The sequence below is a fragment of the Paraburkholderia caffeinilytica genome (genome assembly GCF_046030355.1).
Classification (GTDB): Bacteria; Pseudomonadota; Gammaproteobacteria; order Burkholderiales; family Burkholderiaceae; genus Paraburkholderia; species Paraburkholderia caffeinilytica_B.
Genome location: NZ_JAQQCQ010000010.1, coordinates 1 through 19,992 on the forward strand (window position 1 = coordinate 1; position 19,992 = coordinate 19,992).

Sequence of the window (19,992 nt, forward strand, 5' to 3'; positions counted from 1 at the left end):
CCAGCCAGATAGAAATGTCGTGTTTTTGAACGCTGGCATGCTGGTCGGCCCGTTGCGAGCTTTCGGAGTCGACCATGTGTCCAGCCACACTGGTGACATTGAACATGCGCGAACTCGACCGTCTGAAGGTTATCCAGGCCATTGTCGAGATGGGCCTCAAGCCTGGTCGCGCGGCCGAACGTCTGGGCTTGACCGTGCGTCAGGTTGAGCGCCTGGTAATCCGCTATCAGGAATCTGGTGCGGCGGGACTGGCCTCGCGCAGACGTGGCCGTTCTGGCAACCGGCGGCTGGACGAAGAACTGGCTCAGCGGGCGCTGGCGATCATTCGAGAGCGCTACGTTGATTTCGGGCCGACGCTGGCGTGCGAGAAACTCGCCGAGTGTCATGGCGTGGTGCTGGCGAAGGAAACCGTGCGGCGCTGGATGCGTGAGGCCGGGCTGTGGATTCCGCGCAAACAGCGGCCGCCGAAGCTGCACCAGCCGCGAAACCGCCGTGCGTGTCTGGGCGAACTGGTGCAGATCGACGGCAGTGATCACCGCTGGTTTGAGGAACGCGCGCCGGCGTGCACGCTGCTGGTGTTCATCGACGATGCGACCAGCCGGCTGATGGCGCTGCATTTCACGGCGACCGAGTCGACCTTCAGTTACTTCGAGGCGATGCGCCACTATCTTGAACAGCATGGCAAGCCGGTCGCGCTATATAGCGACAAGGCCAGCGTGTTCCATTGCAACAGCCATTCGGTGACGCCTGGCAAGGGCGTGACGCAGTTTGGCCGCGCGCTGTACGAACTGAATGTGGATACGTTCTGTGCGAACAGCAGTCAGGCCAAGGGGCGCGTCGAGCGTGCCAATCTGACGTTGCAGGACCGGCTCGTGAAAGAACTGCGGCTACGCGCAATCAGCACGAAGGAGGCGGCCAATGCTTACGCGCCCCACTTCATCGCTGACTTTAACGGCCGGTTTGGCAAGATGCCGCGGAGCACATTCGATGCACACCGGCCGCTGCGTGCCGACGACGATCTTGATCTGATCCTGACGGTTCGTGTGCCGCGGCGCGTGTCGAAGGTATTGACGGTGCAGTACGACCGGGTGATCTACCTGCTTGAGGACACGGTGACGAACCGCAGCCTGATCCACCGTTATCTGGATGTGTTCGAGTATCCGGACGGACGTATCGAGATCCGGGTGAATGGCGCTGCCCTGCCCTGTGTACCGTATGACCGGCTCTCGGAGATCGATCAGGCGGCGGTGGTCGACAACAAGCGGCTCGGACACACGTTGCAGATGGCGCAGATCATTCAGGCGCAGCGTGATGACCGGCGGACGTCGGGTTCGCCCTCGAGGACCAATCAGGGTGAAGCGCCGCGACTGAAGGAGCGCAAGGCAGGCACACGGAAGCAGCGCGAACTGACGCTTGAAGGCGCGGTGCTGCGCAACGCCAGAAACGAAGGAAGGGTTACAAGCGGAAGTTTGTGACCCCTCTCGTTACTACTCAAAGTTTTTGAATTTAAATTGTCCGTCTTAAGACGACGGGCTTCCCGCCCATCTTCTGTTTGGTCATCCATGCGGCAAGCGCTGAATCGAGATAGTCAGCGTGCCCCGGAAACCAGCTAAACAGGTGCATGCCGATATCACGGACCATCGCAGCGCCCGCCTGGCCCTGCTCAACTGCCGCCTTGAGTTCGCGAACCGATTTCAGCACGGCAGCGTGTTCATCGATGTGGCAGTCACGCGGGGGAAAATTTGTCGTGCGCATCCATTCGTCTTCCTGGTCGAAATGACTGATCGCGTGTATCTCGAATGCCTCGATTGCAGCTAACGCGGTTGCATCCGAACAGGTCACGAGTCCGAGCGCCACCTCGTAGAATTCCTTATGCACATCATCCATCGGCGTGAAGCCCAGCAGCCGTGCGTCGGACCAGTCCATGCTGTTATCGCTAGCCCGTACCGGGGCTTCATTGTCTCGTGCTCGTTCCATCGTGCTCATTGCTTTAGAGTAACCCGCCCGTTGCATCCCTTAGCGCCGGCACCATGTTGCCAAGCAGGGACGGAGACCAGGTGATTGAAAAAATGCGATCGAAGATCACCCACAGCGCAACGGTCATCAACATCGACAATAGTACGGAAGTGCGCCACCGCTCGGCAAACTCGAAACGCGCGAGCAGCAACATGAAAACGAGCAGCGCAGGTATCAAACCAATGGCATACCCCAACACCAGTGCGCCGGAAATCCAGATGAAGAAGCGCAGGCCCCGGTTACGTACCACGTGCGCCGGTACCGACTCTGAGTATTGCGGCATTTCGTGCGTGTGAGCGTTCGACGCTTCAGCAGCTACCGTACCGCCCTCGATCGTCACAAGGTGTCGCAGGAAGATCAACACGCAAAACAGCAACGCGGCTGATGCCGCCGTCATCGGCATCAGCCTTGCACCGAAATTCCAGTCCCGTGCAGACCAGACTGCAGCGGCCGGAACCAGCATCATCGCGAACGCAAACAGCGTGCGATGATCGAAACGGCGCACGACCCAGCCGGTTTTCGTGTGCTGCACCACCTCTGCCGCGTTCCTGTTCTTCAAGCGTCGATACCCACGGCGCACGGCAGGCCCGATCACGACCCACAGCGCGGCCAGCAACACGATCAGCACGACCGGACGCATAAAGAAGCCCGCACCGTAGACCTCGGTCGAAATGAAGTAGTAGCGCTCGCACATGCTACCGAGCACCAGGCCGAGAATCAGAGGCGGCCGAGGCCAATCAAGACGCTTCATGATCCAGCCGAACACACCAAACAGCACGAGTGAACAGATGTCGCCCCAACTCATGCTTGCGTTGAACGCACCGAGAAAGAGAATCGCGAGGATCAGCGGCAGCAGTACACCGACACGTACGGTCGCAAGCTTCGCGAACAGACGGCTAGCCGACAGACAGATGACGGCACCCATCATGTGAGCAATCGCCAGCGTCCAGATGATCGCGTAAGTGACGCTGAGATGCTTCGTCAACATTTCCGGGCCGGGTGTGAAACCGTGCATCATGAATGCGCTCAGCAATAGCGCCATCGATGCACCCGCAGGCATGCCGAACGCAATCGTCGGAATCAGGTGACCACCTTCCTTCGCGTTGTTCGAGCTTTCCGCTGCAATCACGCCGCGAACGTCGCCCTGTCCGAACGATTCGGGATTCTTCTCAGTGCGCAGCGCATGCGCGTACGCCATCCAGTCGATCACCGCTGAGCCGACGCCAGGCACGGCACCTAGCACAGCGCCTAACGCGCTGCAACGCAGGACAAGCCGCCAATTGCGCATGGCGTCGCGAATGCCGTCCCACTGGCTGCCGCTGACCGCTGTCGTATCCGTATGGCGCGCGATACTCGTGCGCTCGATTGCCATATCCGCCAGTTCGGGAATCGCGAAGATACCGAGCGCGACCGGCACGAGCGGTAAATGGTCCCACAGATAAAATGAACCGAAGGTCCAGCGAAGCGTACCGGTCTGTGGATCGGAACCGACGAGCGACAACATCAGCCCGAACGACGCGACAGCCAGTCCTTTGAGTGGCGCCTTGCCGCTCAGCACCGCAATCATGGAAAGGCCAAATATGCAGAAGGCCAGCAACTCGGCCGAGCCTATGTACATCACAAGCTTACGCAGAAAGGGCAACAGCAGCGCGAGCAACAGCGCACCAAAAATGCCGCCGGAAAGCGAGGACATATACCCTGCACCGAACGCACGTGCCGCCTGCCCCTTACGTGCCATCTGATGACCGTCGATCACGGTTGCCGCCGCTCCAACCGTGCCGGGCACGCCGAATAGAACAGCGGGAATCAGGTCTGACACAGTAGTCACTGCCGCCATGCCGAGCAGCAGCGCAAATGCGGTGTAGCCGTCGATATGGTAAGTGAACGGAATCAGCAGCGCGAGCCCGACGATACCGCCAAGGCCTGGCACGACACCGAGTGCGAGACCCAGGATGACACCGCCCAGCATCGTGAGCAGTCGCATCGGGTCCATCACGATGACGAGCGCATGAAGGGCAGCGTTTAGCATGATGGTCGCTCCGGTTGAATATACACGCGCAGTGAACCCATCAGCTCATGATGAGCGGACATGTTGTTGTCTCCGTTGTTATCGTATTACCCATGGCCCAGCGGCGCTGCTTTCGCCAGAAACAGCGAGTGGCAGCGCCGCCAGTCCTTGTATTGCTGTCCGCGTTCAGACCGCAGTGCGATTCACCTTGCGCTGCAGGTAATCGAAATTGATGGTGAACTGCTCCGGTCGGGTCACCTGATCGTGCAGACGACGCACGTCTTCGTCCGGGAACACGTCGCCCTCGCCGCCTGCCGCCTCCATCAGCAGCTGGATATGGCAGGCCTCATCGAGCGCCAGCGCGAGAATCACAGCTTCCTCGATCGTGTGACCGGCGATCGCTACGCCGTGGTTGCGCATCAGCACCGCTTTCGAATTGCCGAGCGCCTGCGCCACGCCCCGCCCCATATCCTGCGTGCGAATCAGGTTCACCGTGTCGGTGTAGTACGGCACGCCATCTGCGAAAGTGCAGGCAGGCTGACTGACCATCTTCAACGGCTTGCCGGTCGCAGACAGTGCAACAGCGTGAATCGGGTGCGTGTGAATCACGCTCATCACGTCAGGTCGCGCCTTGTAGATTTCCGAGTGAATGAACACCTCGCTGTGGCGCCGCCCTGCGCCGCCGATCTTCTCGCCGTCCAGGTTACACACGACGATATTCTCGGGTGTGATTTCATCGAAACCGTAGCTGTGCGGCTTCATGATGAACATCGACGCGTCACCCGGCACGCGCACCGACACGTGCCCACGCGTGAAATCTCCCTGGCCATTGGTTTCGAGTATACGGCCGGCGTCGATGAGCTTCTGTTGCGCTTCTTCAAGTGTCATAAAAATCCCTCGTGCAATTGACGAACTGATGTGTTGATGGATTGCTCAATTGAGCAACGGGGCAGCGCCTCCCCGTTCATGTGCCGGTTGCGTTACATCCGCCCGCCAACTGCAGCCTTGGCCTTCGCAATCTGCTCCGGCGAAGTCTGGTACACGTCTTCCAGCACCGTGCTGATCTGTTGCGGCGAAACGTAACGGACCTCGACACCCAGGCTCTTCGCATCGGCAAGGAATGCCGGGTCTTTCATCGTGTCTGCGAATGCCTTGCGCAGCGCGTCAGCACGATCGGCCGGAATGCCGAGAGGCGCTGCGAACGGACGGGCAAGCACCTGGCTTGCTGCAATAACCTTCAGTATTTTTTTCGTCTCTGGATCGGACGTAAGATCGGACAGCAGCGGCACGTTCGGCAGGTCGGGATGCTTCTCAAGCGCCATCTGCACGATTAAATTGACCTTGTGGTCTCGCAGCCAGTCCGGGTGACGCATGCGCAACGTGCTCCATGACGTGCCGCATTCGCCGTCGATTTCGCCGCGCTGCATCGCGAGCGCACTTTCGTTGCTGCCGGGGTAGCCTGTCACGAGTTGCAGTTTCGCGTGGAAGAGATTCTTGATGGTGTTCGCCATCACGTCAGGATCGGAACCGGCACCCTGACCGCCAAAGCGCGAGGGCTTCGTGAGCAGGTCCTGGAACGTCTTGATGGCCGACGTATGCCACGTCACGCACAACGACACATCGCTGTCCATGCTACCGAGCCAGACCAGCTTGCGCGCATCGTAATCCGCTTGACCGAATAGCGGCTCTTCCGGCATCGTACGACCGAACGTACCAATCGTTGCGCCGTCCTTCGGCGCAACGCTGTAGAGATAATTGGCCGCCTTCAGACTGCCGGCACCTGGCATGTTTTGCGGCGTGATGGTCGGCTTGCCGGGCAGGTGATCACCGAGGTGCTTAGCGAGCAGCCGTGCGTACATGTCATAGCCCCCACCGACCGAGTAGCCGATGTTCAGGTTCACCGTACGGCCGCTGTAGAAATCCTGCACACTCTCGGCGTATGCGATACCGAGCCATGCGGTAGATATTGCCAGTGCCGCCGAAATGATCCGGTGCCAGCGGTCACGACTCTGCGTTGTTTGCCCTTTCATCGCTTGTCTCCTTCCAGTGTCTTATGCACGTGATGTCTGTGGCAGTACCCGGCCGCAGTCAGACACGGCCGGGTACCACGGTCTTTAATACTGGAAGCTCGGGGTCTCTTCCTTCCTGTTGCCTGCCGCATTGCGCCCTTCGAACACCTTCACAATATCCTGCGCGATAGGCGAATATTTCGCATGCGTGCGCAGCATGAAGCTGGAGAAGCCGTCACTGTTGTGATGCTTGTCCTTCTCGTTCGGCAGCACGATGCACTCGTTCTTCGCTGCATCGCGGACAATGCCCTTGGGGTCCTTCCCATCTGCCACGTTGCGGATTTCACGACGCAGCATCTTCCGGTACATTGCAATGCCGATATCGGTCGAACCCAGATTCTCGGCCGTGCGATCCGCAATTGTGCCCTGCGTGATCCAGGCCATCATGTCCTGACCGTCAACGTTGTCCACGATGAACTCGCCGTCCGCATCCTTGTACGGTACGTTGTACGTGTACACCTTTTCATACAGGTGCGCTGGCACTTCGGCGCTCTTCGGCGGAAGATAGGCGTTGTACCAGAGGTGCAGCGTATGCTCGTCGTCAACCGGCACGCGAATCTGGAACGAGTAATAGCGCGTGGCCTCGCTGCCGTTGCCGACTGCCAGCATGTTCGGGAACACGATCGGGTGACCGACCTGCCAGTCGTCCGACTGTTCCGAGTGGCCCTCCAGCAGACGGTGTTTGGTCATGCCGTACTCGAATTCCTTGAAGTCGATCTTCGCGTGGTGCGTGCTGATTGCGACCTTGATGCCTTCCTGTTCCTTCAGGAATTCGTAGTGGTGACCGTGCAGCCACTCGGTGTGAATCGGATCGAGTGAATTCTCCATGATCTGCAACCAGTTGATCGGCAGCACCACGCGGCCCATCATGCGGATTGCACCCTTCGCAACGAAACCGTCAAACTTCGGCAGCAGCGGTTTCAGTTCGGACGGCCCCATGTATGCAAACAGCAGGCCACCCAATTCCTCTATCGCATAGGAGTCCGTTGCGACTGATTTTCGAAATTCCGGATTGTCCTTTTCATTGGGCTGGTTCAGGCACTCACCTGCGCCATTGAATTCCCACCCGTGATACGGGCAGCGAATGCCATTCTCGGTCGGAATACCGTGCAGGAACGATGCGCGGCGGTGCGGACACTGTGCCGCGATCAGACCGAGTTTGCCCTGACGATCCCGGAACAGCACGAGGTCTTCACCCAGCAGCCGCACGCTCTTCGTCCACTTGCCATCCATTTCCGACAGCGCGGCAAACGGCTGCCAGTAACGGCGCATCAGGTCGCCCATCGGCGTGCCGCGCCCCACGCGCGTCAGTTCGTCATTCTGCTCTGCAGTCAACATACAGGTTCCCTCAATAGGTTACGGTGAAATGATTCGACAGCTAACTTTCCATAAATAATAAACTTAGGCGACTAAGTAACAATGCTGGTAAACACTTACCCGAAACTTTTCCAAAAATTTCCGGGTCGAGCCCTATTCCATCGCAACGTGGCTCACGCAGGCGAGATTGGCGAAGTGAACAATAGCAATTAATTGACAACATAAACTTAGTTAGCTAAGTTTACGCCAATCACACGGAGAATCCATGAACACAACCACGAACCCGGCAGCGCGTGTGCGCGTTGGCATGGTCGGATTCGGTACGGCAGCGCGCGCTTTCCTGCCTGCCCTCTCTCATCGCCCCGAATTCGAACTGGCCGCTATCGTTGACCCTGTCGAGCACATCCGCGCGGAAGCCGCTGTCGAATTCGGCATCGCGACCTACGCCCGGATCGAAGAGATGCTGCTGCATCCCGGTCTTGATTGCGTGTATGTCGGCTCACCTACGCAATTGCACCGCGAGCACGTAGAACTGGCATGCCGTGCTGGCAAGCATGTGCTGGTGGAGAAACCCATGGCGGTCAGCCTTGGCGATGCGCAATCGATGGTCGAGGCTGCAGCCGGGTCAGGCGTTGTGCTGCTGGTCGGCCATTCGCATAGCTACGACGAGCCGATTCACGCGATACACGGCCTGATCGCAGGCGGTGACCTGGGTCGGGTGCGGATGGTGAACACCTGGTGTTACAGCGACTGGATTTATCGTCCGCGGCGCCCCGACGAACTGGATGACAGCGAAGGCGGTGGCGTAACAATCCGTCAAGGCGCGCACCAGTTCGACATCATCCGGCTGTTGTGTGGCGGTGAGGCCCGCACAGTGCGTGCCAAGACGTTCGATTTCGACCCGCAGCGCAGCGCGACCGGCGCACATATCGTGTTCATCGAATTCGCAAACGGCGCGGCGGCAACGGCTGTCTACAACGGCTATGGCCGCTTTGCCAGTACCGAACTGGTCGGCGGCGTCGGCGAATGGGGTTTTGACGCACCCGCGCATGCCCCTGCACGCTCACGCACGACCGCCGCGCCCGAGGACGAATTGCGCGCCAAACAGGCACGCGCAAAGCACGCCATTCCCGGCCGCGCGCCGCATCAACCCCATTTCGGCCTTACGGTCGTCAGCTGCGAGCGCGGAGAAATTCGTCAGTCGCCGGACGGGCTGCTCGTCTACACAGATAACGGCATGTCCCCACTCCCGTTGCGCACAGACACATCACCACGTGAGCGCGTGATCGCGGAATTTTACGACGCCATCACCGGGCGTCGGCCCGCGCTGCACGATGGTCAATGGGGACTGGCAAACCTCGAGATCTGCCTGGCAGCACTGGAGTCGTCGCGCAACGGCTGCGAAATGTCGCTGACGCACCAGTGCAAGCCAAAATCCTTTTAATTCTGGGAGACACCGGCAACACCGGTTTGAAGAAACATGAATGACACGATGCTGCTCAATGTTACCGGCAAGACTGCGCTTGCTGACGGCATTTACCAATTCGAATTCCGCTCGCCTGACGGCAAACCGCTACCGCCGTTCACTGCCGGCGCGCATGTACTGATCGAAACGCCGTCGGGTATCGGTCGCCGCTATTCGCTATGCAATGCACCGTCCGAGCGCGACCGTTACGTTGTTGCGGTCAAACTCGATCCGGGCAGCCGGGGCGGCTCCGTCAGCATGATCAATGATGTGAAAGTCGGCATGCGCATCCGGGTATCGGTACCGGAAAATTACTTCGCGCTCACAGACGACGCGTCCGACTACCTGCTGGTCGCGGGCGGTATCGGCATTACGCCCATCCACGCCATGATGGCCGAACTGGATGCACGCGCTGCGCGCTACCGTCTCGTGTACTGCACGCGCTCACCGGAAACGACGGCCTTTCTCGCCGAACTTTCATCGCTGCCGTCGAGCCGCGTGCAGATTCACCACGACTACGGCAACTCCGACCAGTCACTCGACTTTGCGAAGCTGCTCGCCACGCGTGAAGGTAATACGCACCTGTATTGCTGCGGCCCCCGCCCGCTCATGCAGGCTGTCCGTAACAATGCGTCGGGCTGGCCGTCGTTGGCGGTGCACTTCGAGGATTTCGGCACCAGTGTGTCGAATGGCGAAGCATCCAGCGGCTTTACCGTCACGCTGCAACGCAGTGGCATCCGCGTGAATGTGGCGGCGGGACAAAGCATCCTCGAAGCGGTGCGTGAGGCTGGCGTCGAAACGCCGAGTTCTTGCGAGGCCGGAACCTGCGGAGCCTGCCGGACGACTCTTTGTTCCGGCGAGGCTGATCATCGAGATTTTGTGCTTGATGACGACGAACACGACAGAGCGATCATGATTTGCGTTTCGCGCGCGAAGTCGGATGAACTGGTCATCGATCTTTAATTCCTGAAGGAGATAGTGTGAGCAAATTGCAGCTTTCGGTTGCGGTCGGACCCTACGACCGCATGCGCCCCCTCGTTGACGGGGAAGTACAGATTGAGGGCGTCGATCCGACGTTCATGTTGCAGGAGCCTGAGGAAATCTTCTTCCGCGCATTCCGCCATGCCGATTACGACATCTGCGAACTGTCGCTGAGCAGTTATTCCGTCAAGACCGCAGCCGGCACATCGCCGTACATCGCCGTGCCTGTATTCCCGTCGCGCGCGTTCCGTCACACGTCCGTGTACGTCAACGCGAATGCCGGCATCAACAAGCCGGAAGACCTGAAGGGCAAGCGCATTGGCGTGCCCGAATATCAACTGACTGCGAATGTCTGGGTACGCCTCTTTCTTGAAGAAGAGTACGGGGTCAAACCGTCTGACGTGACCTGGGTGCGCGGTGGCTACGAAGACCCGGCGCGCGTCGAAAAGATCACGCTGAACCTGCCCGCCGACGTGAAGCTGGAGAACGCAGGCGAAGGCAAGACGATTTCGGGCATGCTCGAGGCCGGGGAAATCGATGCGTTGATCGGCCCGCGCGCACCGTCGTGTTTCGATCGCGGCTCCCCGAACGTGAAGTATCTGTTCGACAACCCCCAGGCCGCCGCCGCCGACTGGTATCGGCGCACGAAGCTGTTCCCGATCATGCACACGCTTGGCATCCGCCGCACGCTCGTTGAACGGCACCCTTGGCTGCCAATGTCGGTGATGAAGGCATTTGAGAACTCGAAAACGGTTGCGCTCGCGCGCCTGACCGATACGTCGGCTACCAAAGTCACGCTGCCGTTTATCGAAGATCAGTTGCGTGCTGCCCGCACGCTGATGGGTGAAGACTTCTGGTCATACGGTTTCGCGGCGAACGAACACGCGATGAACCGCTTCCTGAAACGTCACCATGAAGAAGGTTTGTCCAGTCGTCTTCTCGACGCGAAGGAACTGTTCCACCCGGCCAGCCTCGAAAGTTTTGGCATTTAATCCGCTGCACTGCACAGAGCCGCTAGCATAAAAGAGACGCCGGCAAATTTGAACTGCACCCCAAAAGTTGGACGCCCGTCCAACGATTAGGGGTGTTTTTTCATGAGCAAGTACAGCGTGCAGTTCAGGCAGTCGGTTTCAGGGCAGCTCGGTGCTAGCCAGCGAGGCAGACCTCACGATGAATGAGGTCACGCAGCAAAACACAGCCCTGGTCGAGCAGGAAGCCGCCGCGCAATCGATGCAGAATCAGGCCACGAATCCGCAACGTGGAGTCGGTGTATTTCAGCTGTAGCGAGGGCCCAGCGGAGGCCCGTTTCGAGCAGGAACAGGATTGCGCGTTGAGGGCGGCCCGATGCTCGACGGAGCCGACGACCCGTGGGGAACTCTCCCGGCGAAGTTTCGGCGCCGGGAGTCAATCTTGTTTCATTGCATCAGAAACGTTTCTCGAGACCGAGGCGCACGTACGCCTGGTGATTCGTTGAAGACGGTGTGATGTTGTAGATCGACGCAACAGCAGCGTGCCCGGTTGAATCCGTACCGCTCGCCTTCTGGTAGATACCCAGCAGATAAAGCAACGTCGTCTTCGAGAGTGCGTACTGAGCGCCAAGCGCGGCCTGATTGTACGATGCACCCGTGTAGCCGCTCACACCGGATGTTTTCGTGTACTGGTACACGGCACCGAGCAGGACAGCACGCGTTACCTGCCAGGTAGCGTTGATTTCGCCCGTGTTGAAGGTTGCCGTTCCGCTGATCCCGCGCGCTGGAACCGGTCCGGCCGAACGATTACCGAGGCCCCGGAACTGCGTATTCGAATAGTTCGCACCGAGCGTCATCGATCCTAACTGGTACGCCGCACCGACCGCGATCGCCTGCGTCGAATTCGCGGACGCAAATCCTGTCGTCACGGGCGAGCCGGCGAAGTTTGCACCCGGCACGCCGTTCGATGTCGCAGCGGGCGCCCCCGTATCCCCCCAGAGCGAGACATTCGGCTGACGCACGTTCAGATAGCCGACGCCGGCGGTAAAAGGACCGTGCTCATAGCTTCCACCGAGCGAATAAATCTGATTGCGCGAGAAGTCGCCCGGCACCCCGCCCATTCCATACAAACCACCGGCGCGAAAGCCGTAGAAGTCCGGACTCATGTACTTGATCGAACTGTTGGTACGATTGGTGTGCGCCATCTGGTCAACGTCGCCGGGGTGCGCAAGCGGCGGCCCGCCCCACGTGTTGGCAACAGCAAACGGATTGACAAAATCGACAATCGAATCGTACTGGCGACCCAACGTCACGGTGCCGTAATGCTGGTTTGCCAGCCCAACATACGCCTGACGGCCGAACATCAAACCACCCTGTCCGAGTTTGCCGTTCGTTATGTCGAAACCGTTCTCGAGCCGAAATACTGCCGCCAACCCGCCGCCCAAATCTTCCCTGCCCACCAACCCAAAGCGACTGCCGTTCAACATGCCCGAAGTCATGTTGACAAGCTGCTTTCCGCCTGCGTTGCTCGTATAGTTCACACCTACGTCGAGCAAGCCATACAGTGTCACGCTGCTTTGCGCGAATGCTGTACCAGCAATGCCTAGCCCGGCACCTAGAACAATCCATTTCTTCATAAGGCCTCCTTTGTTGATATTTATCTCGCAGCATTCCTGTCAGGACGGGAATTTCGATGTACCTCAGGCGACGCACGTACGGCACGCTTCGACTTTCGGCGCCTCCGTGTTCAACACCTTGATTTACTTAGGTGACTAAGTTAATATTTTCCAATGCTATCATCTTCGTCAAATACATGGATGCTAGGGTTAACTCACATATACGGTGTATGCGATCGCGAGCTCGGTTGATCATAGACAAGTGTTTTACTTAGGCATCTACTAAGATGACGTACCTAACTCACGGAGTGCACCAGATGAACTTAGCCAGAATCGATACACCGAAATCCGCACCGCGCGTGGGCAATGACGAGCGCATCGCGCATCTGGTCAAGGATGCTTACCGTGGCTTGTCGAGTGCGCTACAGAGCCGCCTGAAAGCACATGGCGTGATGTATGGCCACTGGACATTCCTGCGCATCCTTTGGCAGACGGACGGCATTACGCAGCGGCAATTGAGCGAGCAGGCCGGCGTCAAGGAACCTACGACTTTCACGGCACTGCAGTCGATGGAGAAACTGGGGTACGTCACGCGCCAGAAAATGCCGGACAACCGCAAGCAGGTCAGAGTGTTTCTCACGTCCAAGGGCGCGTCGTTGCGGGCGTTGCTGGTACCTGCCGCGGAGGAAGTCAACGAAATCGCGCTCGCCGGTATTCCAGCAAAGAATGTCGCGATCATGCGCGAGACACTGCTTGCGATCATCGACAACCTTGCGCGCGCCAACGCCTTTGCACTGAACGATGCGCAAAACGACGAACCCACCGCATAAAACTTCTCTATGCAACAATCCGCGACGCAGCAGGATGGATTGACCGGCGGTCGGTTTTATTTCGGTGTGTTTGCTATTTCACTTGCTACAGCACTCGGCATGCTCGACAGCGTGATTGCAAATGTGGCATTGCCGACCATCACGAAGACGATTCACACCAACCCGTCGGATTCAGTGTGGATCGTCAACGCGTACCAGCTTTCGATCATCATGTCCCTGCTGCCGCTGTCGTCGCTGGGAGACCGTGTGGGCTACGCGCGCATCTATACCGCGGGGCTCGCGCTTTTCACGTGTTCATCGCTGATGTGCGCGATGTCGCATTCGCTTGATGCGCTCATCTTCGCGCGCGTTTTGCAGGGCTTCGGTGCGGCAGGTATCAGCAGCGTCAACACTGCACTCGTCAAGACGATTTATCCGTCGCGGCTGCTCGGCCGTGGTGTAGGCATCAATGCTTCGGTCGTTTCGATTTCTACCGCTGCCGGTCCAACGATTGCGGCGGCGATTCTGTCCGTTGCGCCGTGGCCCTGGTTGTTCGCGATCAACGTGCCGCTTGGGCTTATAACGCTCTTTGTCAGCTTCTCGGCGCTGCCCCGTCCGCCCGTAACAAAAGCGCCCTATGACTATGGCAGTGCCCTACTGAATGCGGCGGCGTTCGGCCTGCTTGTGCTAGGCGTGGATCGTATGGGGCACAGCAATGGGATCACCGCAGGCGTCGTAACCCAGCTCGTTGCGGCCGGGCTTTGCGCGTGGCTGCTCGTGCGTCGCGAGCGGGGTCGCACACAACCGCTGCTCCCCGTCGACCTACTGCTCAAACCCGTGTTTCTTCTGGCCGTACTCACTTCGATTTGCTCTTTCACCGCACAGATGCTGGCGTTCGTGTCGCTGCCTTTCATGTTGCAGGACGCGCTCGGGCACAGCGCAATGGAAACGGGCGCGTTGATTACGCCGTGGCCGCTCGCCATCATTATTGTGGCGCCTCTCGCTGGAGCGCTGTCGAACCGCTACGAGGCGGGCGCACTCGGCGGTGTCGGACTCGCCATTCTGGCCGCAGGTCTGACGCTGCTCGCGCTGTTGCCTGCGCACCCGGCTTCGGCCGATATTGGCTGGCGTATGGCTGTGTGTGGAATCGGTTTCGGATTGTTTCAGACGCCGAACAATCGGGCGATTCTCGCTGCCGCGCCGCCGGGTCGCACCGGTAATGCGAGCGGCATGATCGGAACGTCACGCACGCTCGGCCAGACCCTCGGCGCTGTACTTACCGCGCTTATTCTGATGGTGGCGCCGGGTCACGCAGGTCCGATCGCGTTGACTACCGGAGCGGTCTTCGCTGCGGCTGGTGCGATGCTCAGCCTGTCCCGCCTGGTGCGGCAACGCCCGATCTGAGTGCGTGCGGCAAGTCCTGGAGAACAAGATACGGAATATCGCTTCATGACCGCGTGCTGCCTCGTGCAAAGGGCATACGCGCCCGAGCCAACCAACTCTGCTCGGCAGCACGCGCCCCCCCGTTGTCGCCACTTCCGTGGCAAGCGGTTGAACGGCAGAATGACTGTCCTGCCCTGCACTGCCATCCAGGTAGGCACCTCGTTAAAAGCTTCGCGGCCGAAATGGCGCTGTCGGTGGGTACCAACGGATTCCTCAGTTCATGCCCCAACATGGCTATGAAATCGTTATGCCGCTGGTTGCTTTCCCCTCCAAGGTCACGAGTGTCCACCAATGTCAGGGCCGAGCCGGCGAAAACGGCAAGGTCAAACTGCGGTCAGCGCGATGTGACATGACCCAGATTGCCCTGAGTTGAGCACCGCCCATCGCATCTTGAATTCGTCCTGCAATCTCGTCCTTGCGAACAGCTCGCCAGGGCGGAGGCTTGCCTCGGAAACGCAGCGGCTGCTCCACTGGGCCGTGTCGGGATCAGCTTCTTGCAGATTCCGCCAATGATGCTCACAAAATCCCATGCTCACCACCAACGCGTCCGTCAGTGCGTCACGCATCTGGCGATCGGTCTGCAACCGGCGAAGATAACGTAGGTCAGCCTCCACGAGTTGCCTGCAAACGATGCAGTACTCGGAATGGGCTGCTGCAGGATTTTTCATGACGCTCCGACGTCCCGCGCCATGTACGTGGTGACGCCCGCCGTTAGCTGACGAATCTGCGCGGCTTGCTTTGCTGTCAGCGCAACAGCCACGTTTGCGGCGCTCTCTCCCGCAACTGACGCTAATCGCAGCGCATTACTATCGCCATAAAAATGCCAGCATGGGTTACGGGTGCCTAAACGGGCAAAGAGGAGATTTGATTCCCGCTTGGCGCCCATCGTCGCTCCCCGACCGACCGCTTCCGGAAGAAGCTGGAACGAGGTTGGACGACGATGCCCGGAGCAACGACCGCAGAGATGCCAGGGCGGAACGCAAAAAAGAAGGAATACGAAGCCCGGCCATGGACGATCCAGCAAAGGCAGCAATCGGGGAAACAGACCATCGGTCCACCTATAGTCAGGAAAATGCCGTAACGGCAGGTCAGATCGGACTATAGGCATCATCAGCCACGAGGCCCTGGCGGTTGAAGGAGAATGCCATCTCCATTGGCAGAATACGCGTGGACCGAGGCCGCTGGCAAGCGGCACTCGTCAGTCCCACAAGTCGACAGCGTCTCGCCCTATCTCCGCAGCGCTCCCATCACGTCATCGTGCCGAATCACCCCGCTGTTGATATTGACCTCACGTTTGAAGACGAGCCTGTTCTCGTCGAATTCGCATACGAGCGTATCGCGAAAGGCCGTTTCGGCGAATATCCATGTCATCTGCAAGCGCGACGCGTCGAGCCAGCATGCTCGCGCAAGCACCGGACTGCCCCGCAGATGATAGTTGTGGTGCAGATCGCTGCCGGGCATCTCGTTCGGCGCTTCGATCCAGCGTCCCAAGCCCGCCACGATAACGTGCTGCCCGTCCGCATCGGTCAGACGGAATGTGCATTCGCTGTCGGTAAATTCGAATTGCAGTTCCTCGATGCCCTGCGCGTTCGGCTCCATCGCAAATCGCCGGATACCGGCGGCATCAGGCGGCATGCCGCCAATCGAGCCTTGGGGTTGCGACGCGCGAAGATAAGCTTCTTTCCATACAACCGGCGCGTCCTCTTTCTGCCATTCGACAAGCTTCGCCGCGAGCCGCGCATCGGCGCCCTCTTTCGACCCCGCGCCGAATGCCGCCGGAAAATATCGGTCGATAAAAGGCATCAGCTGTGCGCTGTTCCTGATCGCGCCAGTCACGGCCAGCGTCGCGCCATGTTCGGGAAATACCACGGCCATCTGAACGAATACGCCTCTCGCGCTGTATGCACCGTTCGGATGCGTCCACCAGTGATACCCGTAACGCCCCGACTCGACGTGTGCCTTCGTCGAATCAGCAACCCACGCGGCAGGCAGCAAACGCTTGCCTTCCCAGACGCCGTTCTGCGCATGCAGAATGCCGAGTTTCAGCAGATCGGCTGTTTTCGCCCATAGTCCGTTGCCGCCGGGGTTGATGCCGTCTGGACCGACGTCCCACGTTTCACCGGTAATGCCCAGCGGTTCGAGCAAGCGCGGCTTCAGATAGTCGTGCAGCGTATCTCCTGTCGTGCGGCTCAGGACGGCCGAGAGCATGTAGCTCGCGGCGCTCGTGTACAAAAAGGCGCCGCCCGGCCGTTCGACGAGCGGAATCCGAAAAAATGCCTCGGTCCAGCTACTGCCCATCCCGCGCCATCGCGCGCCGGACGTCGTGGTCCCATGGCCCACGCGCATCGTGAGCAAGTCCTCGATCGTCATCGCCGCGAGCCAGTCGTCCACCACGTCCGGAAGCGCCTCGGGGAAAAACGACACGACCTTGTCGTCGAGGCGGAAGTGGCCTTCTTCGATCGCGAGGCCGATCGCGCAAGCGGTGAAACTTTTCGCGGTTGAATGCAGGTTGCGCAGTCGATCCGCGCGGTACGGCCAACGCCACGCTTCTGCCACCACGTTACCGTTGCGGTGGATCATCAGCGCGTGCAAGTCGAGGTTGGCGGCCTCCACGTCATCCAGAAACGCCACGATCGCGTCGGCATCCACGCCCATGGACGACGGATTTGCGCGCGTGAGGCCATCCAGCGCGGTACCGCTCAACAATAACGAAGGTTTTACACCACGCTCGGAAAAAGAGTCTGACATGTTGTCTGCAGATTGATTAACGTTGGACAGCAGCGGCAACATTTGCCCCCTTCGCTAGGCGAGCGTGCGCGCTTCGGACGCCACGACTGCCCATACGCGACCCTGCTCGCCGGCTCCCGTATGGACAAGCTGGACAAGCACTCATGCCGTCAGCGCAACACGCAGCTGCCCAGCCGTCGTTTCCAGTACGGGTGCAACGAACTGATAGAGATCCTTAGGATCTGCCGGTGCGGGAATCAGGTCAATATTCTCGCCGATGTTCCGTGCGTCGGTCACGTCGCGCAGATAGCGCAATGCCGAGAAATCCTCAAGCGCAAAGCCGACTGAATCGAACACCGTAACCTGCGCCGCATCCTGACGTCCGGCGACTTCGCCCGACAGAACCCGCCACAACTCGATCACCGGAAAATCCGCGGGAAGCTGCTGGATGTCACCTTCGATCCGCGTCTGCGGTTCGAACTCGACGATCACGCGACCGCCCTTCAGCACGTCCGCATGCAGTTCGGTCTTGCCCGGACAATCGCCGCCGACGGCATTGATGTGCATGCCCGGTTCGATCATATCCGGCGTCAGAATCGTCGCGTTGGTTTTATCCGCGGTTGCCGTCGTGACGATATCCGCGCCGCGCGCCGCTTCAGCCGCGCTGCCGGCACGGATGAAGGTCAGGTCCTCGAAGCCGGACAGATTGCGAATCAGTTTTTCCGTTGCAGCCGGATCGATATCGAACAGACGGAACTCCTTGATGCCGAGCATCGCCTTGAACGCGAGCACCTGAAATTCGCTTTGCGCGCCATTGCCGATCAAAGCCATCGAGCGGGAATCCGGCCGCGCCAGTACTTTCGCGACGAGTGCCGAAGTTGCGGCGGTGCGCAGCGCGGTCATGATCGTGAACTCGCTGAACAGCACCGGGAAACCGGAGTCGACTTCCGCCAGCACCCCGAACGCCATCACGGTCAGCATGTTGACGTGCGTGTTTTTCGGGTGACCGTTGACGTACTTGAAGCCGTATAGCGTGCTATCGGACGCCGGCATCAGTTCGATCACGCCGCCCGGCACATGGTTGGCGACGCGCGCCGACTTCTCGAATTCGTTCCAGCGCAGATAGTCCGAGCGGATGTAGTCCGCCATCGTGGTGATAAACGCTTCCACGCCGATCGATGTCACCAGCTTGCGGACATCGCTTACATCAATATATCTCGTCATTTTTTGCCCAGCCTTGTCAACATTCGAAGCAGGTCATGCGCTCAGCAGATTGCCCGAGCGGATCACTTCGTGGCCCGACACCCGCCCAAGCGGATCGCCTTGCCGCACGTATCGCGCGTCTCTTCGCATATAGAAAATACCCGCGGTACGCGAGTGAATCGATGTTCTCGTGCCGTCCACTGTATCGACGATCACGAAAATCTGTTGCCCGACGCGAACGTCCGCACCGGCTTCCACGCAATGCAGCAGGATGCCCGCGGACGGCGCGTAGAACTGTTCGCTGCCGGCCAGCGGCGTCGCTGGCCAGGTGAGCGGCGGCAACGGAGCCGCTGGCACGTCGATCGCGCCGCAATACGTCAGGTAGTCGACGATCGCTGTGGCGTCCTCTTGCGCCAACTCGTCGGTCACGTCACGCTGGCCGCGATGTTCGACCGTGATCGCGGTGCTGCCGCGCGGAATCGGGAACTGCTCGCCCAGGCGTTGTTGCAGTTGCCACCAGGTGAAGCTATGCGCTTCGTCGAACGACTGGCCGCCCGAATCCACCGCCAGCAGCGACGCCCTCGCCCCCAGATAGCGCGCGAGCGGCTCCGCGTCCGGCCAGATCGCTTCGCCGGTATAGAGATGCAGCGTCGCTTCGCGCGAGCAATGCAGGTCGAGAATGATGTCCGCGTCCAACGAGAGCAGCATCAAGGTGCGCTGCAAATCGTCGAACGCCTGGCGAGGCTGTTGTGCGAGCAACAACTCGCGCCACACTGCACGGATCGCCGCACGGTTCGCGTCCGCGTCGGCGCCCAGCTTGCCTTCCACCGCCGCGGCGATTTGCGGCGCGAGCAGCGGAAAGCCCCGATTGAAGTTGCGGCCGCTCGCCAGGTCGAACCGTCCAATCCCATAGCCGAGCACATATTGATTCAGGCCAATCGGATTGGCCGCGCTGACGAGCACCACTTCACAGCGCAAGCGCCCTTGCTGCTCCAGGTGTTGCAGCTTCTCCATCACGGTCAACGCGACCAGCATGCCGGGGATTTCGTCCGCGTGCAGACCGGCCTGGATATAAATCTTCTTGCCGTGGCCTTCGCTGCCGAAGTGATGTGAAATCAACTGATGCGCGGTGCCATCGGAAGCGGCAAGAAGGCGGTGTTTAGCGCTGTGCATTAAAGAATCGTCCTGTGGTTCATCAACTGACCGCGACGATTGTGGCAGGCGCGCCGGGTTAGCTTACTTCGCGCGCCCGGCGGATTGCCGCCTTGCCTGACGAATGCCAGCAACGTCGAGGTACAGATGAGATGCTAAGCATTCGCGCGAACAGCAGGAAGCGTGCTCCGGGTTATCGTGATCGGCAATTTAGATCG

At 59.6% G+C, this 19,992-nt stretch carries 16 protein-coding genes, 1 pseudogene and 1 riboswitch; of the genes and pseudogenes, 6 read left to right on the forward strand and 11 right to left on the reverse strand.

Going from position 1 to position 19,992, the window contains the following annotated elements:
• Positions 1-98: 98 nt before the first annotated feature.
• Entirely contained in the window at positions 99-1,475 is a 1,377-nt protein-coding gene (locus PQQ95_RS16615) for an ISNCY family transposase (protein ID WP_408438707.1), read from the forward strand.
• A 31-nt stretch (positions 1,476-1,506) separates the two neighbouring features.
• Here PQQ95_RS16615 and PQQ95_RS16620 read toward each other — a convergent pair whose 3' ends face one another.
• From PQQ95_RS16620 to PQQ95_RS16640, 5 genes are all read right to left on the reverse strand, one after another.
• The gene (locus tag PQQ95_RS16620) at positions 1,507-1,986 is read right to left on the reverse strand and encodes a bacteriohemerythrin (RefSeq protein WP_408438463.1); all 480 of its coding nucleotides are present in this window, start codon (positions 1,984-1,986) and stop codon (positions 1,507-1,509) included.
• A gap of 4 nt (positions 1,987-1,990) precedes the next feature.
• Complete coding sequence (locus PQQ95_RS16625) at positions 1,991-4,045, reverse strand: tripartite tricarboxylate transporter permease (RefSeq protein WP_408438464.1); 2,055 nt, start codon at positions 4,043-4,045, stop codon at positions 1,991-1,993.
• 165 nt (positions 4,046-4,210) lie between these two features.
• A complete protein-coding gene (locus PQQ95_RS16630; RefSeq protein WP_408438465.1) occupies positions 4,211-4,912 on the reverse strand; it encodes a class II aldolase/adducin family protein in 702 nt (233 codons plus the stop codon).
• A 92-nt stretch (positions 4,913-5,004) separates the two neighbouring features.
• Positions 5,005-6,054: a Bug family tripartite tricarboxylate transporter substrate binding protein gene (locus tag PQQ95_RS16635; protein ID WP_408438466.1), complete on the reverse strand. Its 1,050-nt coding sequence runs from the start codon at positions 6,052-6,054 to the stop codon at positions 5,005-5,007.
• An 84-nt stretch (positions 6,055-6,138) separates the two neighbouring features.
• Positions 6,139-7,431 (reverse strand): Rieske 2Fe-2S domain-containing protein, encoded by a 1,293-nt coding sequence (locus PQQ95_RS16640; RefSeq protein WP_408438467.1) that lies wholly within the window; start codon positions 7,429-7,431, stop codon positions 6,139-6,141.
• Positions 7,432-7,675: 244 nt separating this feature from the next.
• Between PQQ95_RS16640 and PQQ95_RS16645 the strand changes: the two genes are divergently transcribed.
• From PQQ95_RS16645 to PQQ95_RS16655, 3 genes are read left to right on the forward strand one after another with little or no spacing between them, the layout of a single operon-like run.
• Positions 7,676-8,854 carry a Gfo/Idh/MocA family oxidoreductase gene (locus tag PQQ95_RS16645; protein ID WP_408438468.1) on the forward strand — a complete coding sequence of 393 codons (1,179 nt, stop codon included), beginning with the start codon at positions 7,676-7,678 and terminating at the stop codon, positions 8,852-8,854.
• 36 nt (positions 8,855-8,890) lie between these two features.
• Positions 8,891-9,838: a PDR/VanB family oxidoreductase gene (locus tag PQQ95_RS16650; protein WP_408438469.1), complete on the forward strand. Its 948-nt coding sequence runs from the start codon at positions 8,891-8,893 to the stop codon at positions 9,836-9,838.
• Between the two features lie 17 nt (positions 9,839-9,855).
• Complete coding sequence (locus tag PQQ95_RS16655) at positions 9,856-10,848, forward strand: ABC transporter substrate-binding protein (RefSeq protein ID WP_408438470.1); 993 nt, start codon at positions 9,856-9,858, stop codon at positions 10,846-10,848.
• 431 nt (positions 10,849-11,279) lie between these two features.
• Here the strand turns inward: PQQ95_RS16655 and PQQ95_RS16660 are convergent, their stop codons facing one another.
• Entirely contained in the window at positions 11,280-12,461 is a 1,182-nt protein-coding gene (locus PQQ95_RS16660) for a porin (RefSeq protein WP_408438471.1), read from the reverse strand.
• Between the two features lie 296 nt (positions 12,462-12,757).
• Between PQQ95_RS16660 and PQQ95_RS16665 the strand changes: the two genes are divergently transcribed.
• Together PQQ95_RS16665 and PQQ95_RS16670 are read left to right on the forward strand one after the other, a co-directional pair.
• Complete coding sequence (locus tag PQQ95_RS16665) at positions 12,758-13,270, forward strand: MarR family winged helix-turn-helix transcriptional regulator (RefSeq protein ID WP_408438472.1); 513 nt, start codon at positions 12,758-12,760, stop codon at positions 13,268-13,270.
• A gap of 9 nt (positions 13,271-13,279) precedes the next feature.
• Complete coding sequence (locus PQQ95_RS16670; protein ID WP_408438473.1) at positions 13,280-14,653, forward strand: MFS transporter; 1,374 nt, start codon at positions 13,280-13,282, stop codon at positions 14,651-14,653.
• Positions 14,654-14,855: 202 nt separating this feature from the next.
• On the opposite strand, the pseudogene PQQ95_RS16675 reads toward PQQ95_RS16670, so the two are convergent.
• The 5 genes and pseudogenes from PQQ95_RS16675 to PQQ95_RS16690 form a co-directional block, all read right to left on the reverse strand.
• Positions 14,856-15,076 (reverse strand): annotated as a pseudogene (locus PQQ95_RS16675) (two-component system sensor histidine kinase/response regulator); the annotation flags it as partial.
• A gap of 280 nt (positions 15,077-15,356) precedes the next feature.
• Complete coding sequence (locus tag PQQ95_RS36625; protein ID WP_494471479.1) at positions 15,357-15,803, reverse strand: hypothetical protein; 447 nt, start codon at positions 15,801-15,803, stop codon at positions 15,357-15,359.
• Positions 15,787-15,853: riboswitch (Fluoride riboswitch) on the reverse strand. Its footprint overlaps the gene before it by 17 nt.
• 66 nt (positions 15,854-15,919) lie before the next feature.
• Positions 15,920-17,440, reverse strand: a complete 1,521-nt coding sequence (locus PQQ95_RS16680) for a serine hydrolase domain-containing protein (RefSeq protein ID WP_408438474.1) — start codon at positions 17,438-17,440, stop codon at positions 15,920-15,922.
• A 141-nt stretch (positions 17,441-17,581) separates the two neighbouring features.
• The gene (gene ocd, locus PQQ95_RS16685) at positions 17,582-18,643 is read right to left on the reverse strand and encodes an ornithine cyclodeaminase (protein ID WP_408438475.1); all 1,062 of its coding nucleotides are present in this window, start codon (positions 18,641-18,643) and stop codon (positions 17,582-17,584) included.
• A 33-nt stretch (positions 18,644-18,676) separates the two neighbouring features.
• Positions 18,677-19,795, reverse strand: a complete 1,119-nt coding sequence (locus PQQ95_RS16690; RefSeq protein WP_408438476.1) for a succinylglutamate desuccinylase/aspartoacylase family protein — start codon at positions 19,793-19,795, stop codon at positions 18,677-18,679.
• Between the last annotated feature and the right edge of the window lie 197 nt (positions 19,796-19,992).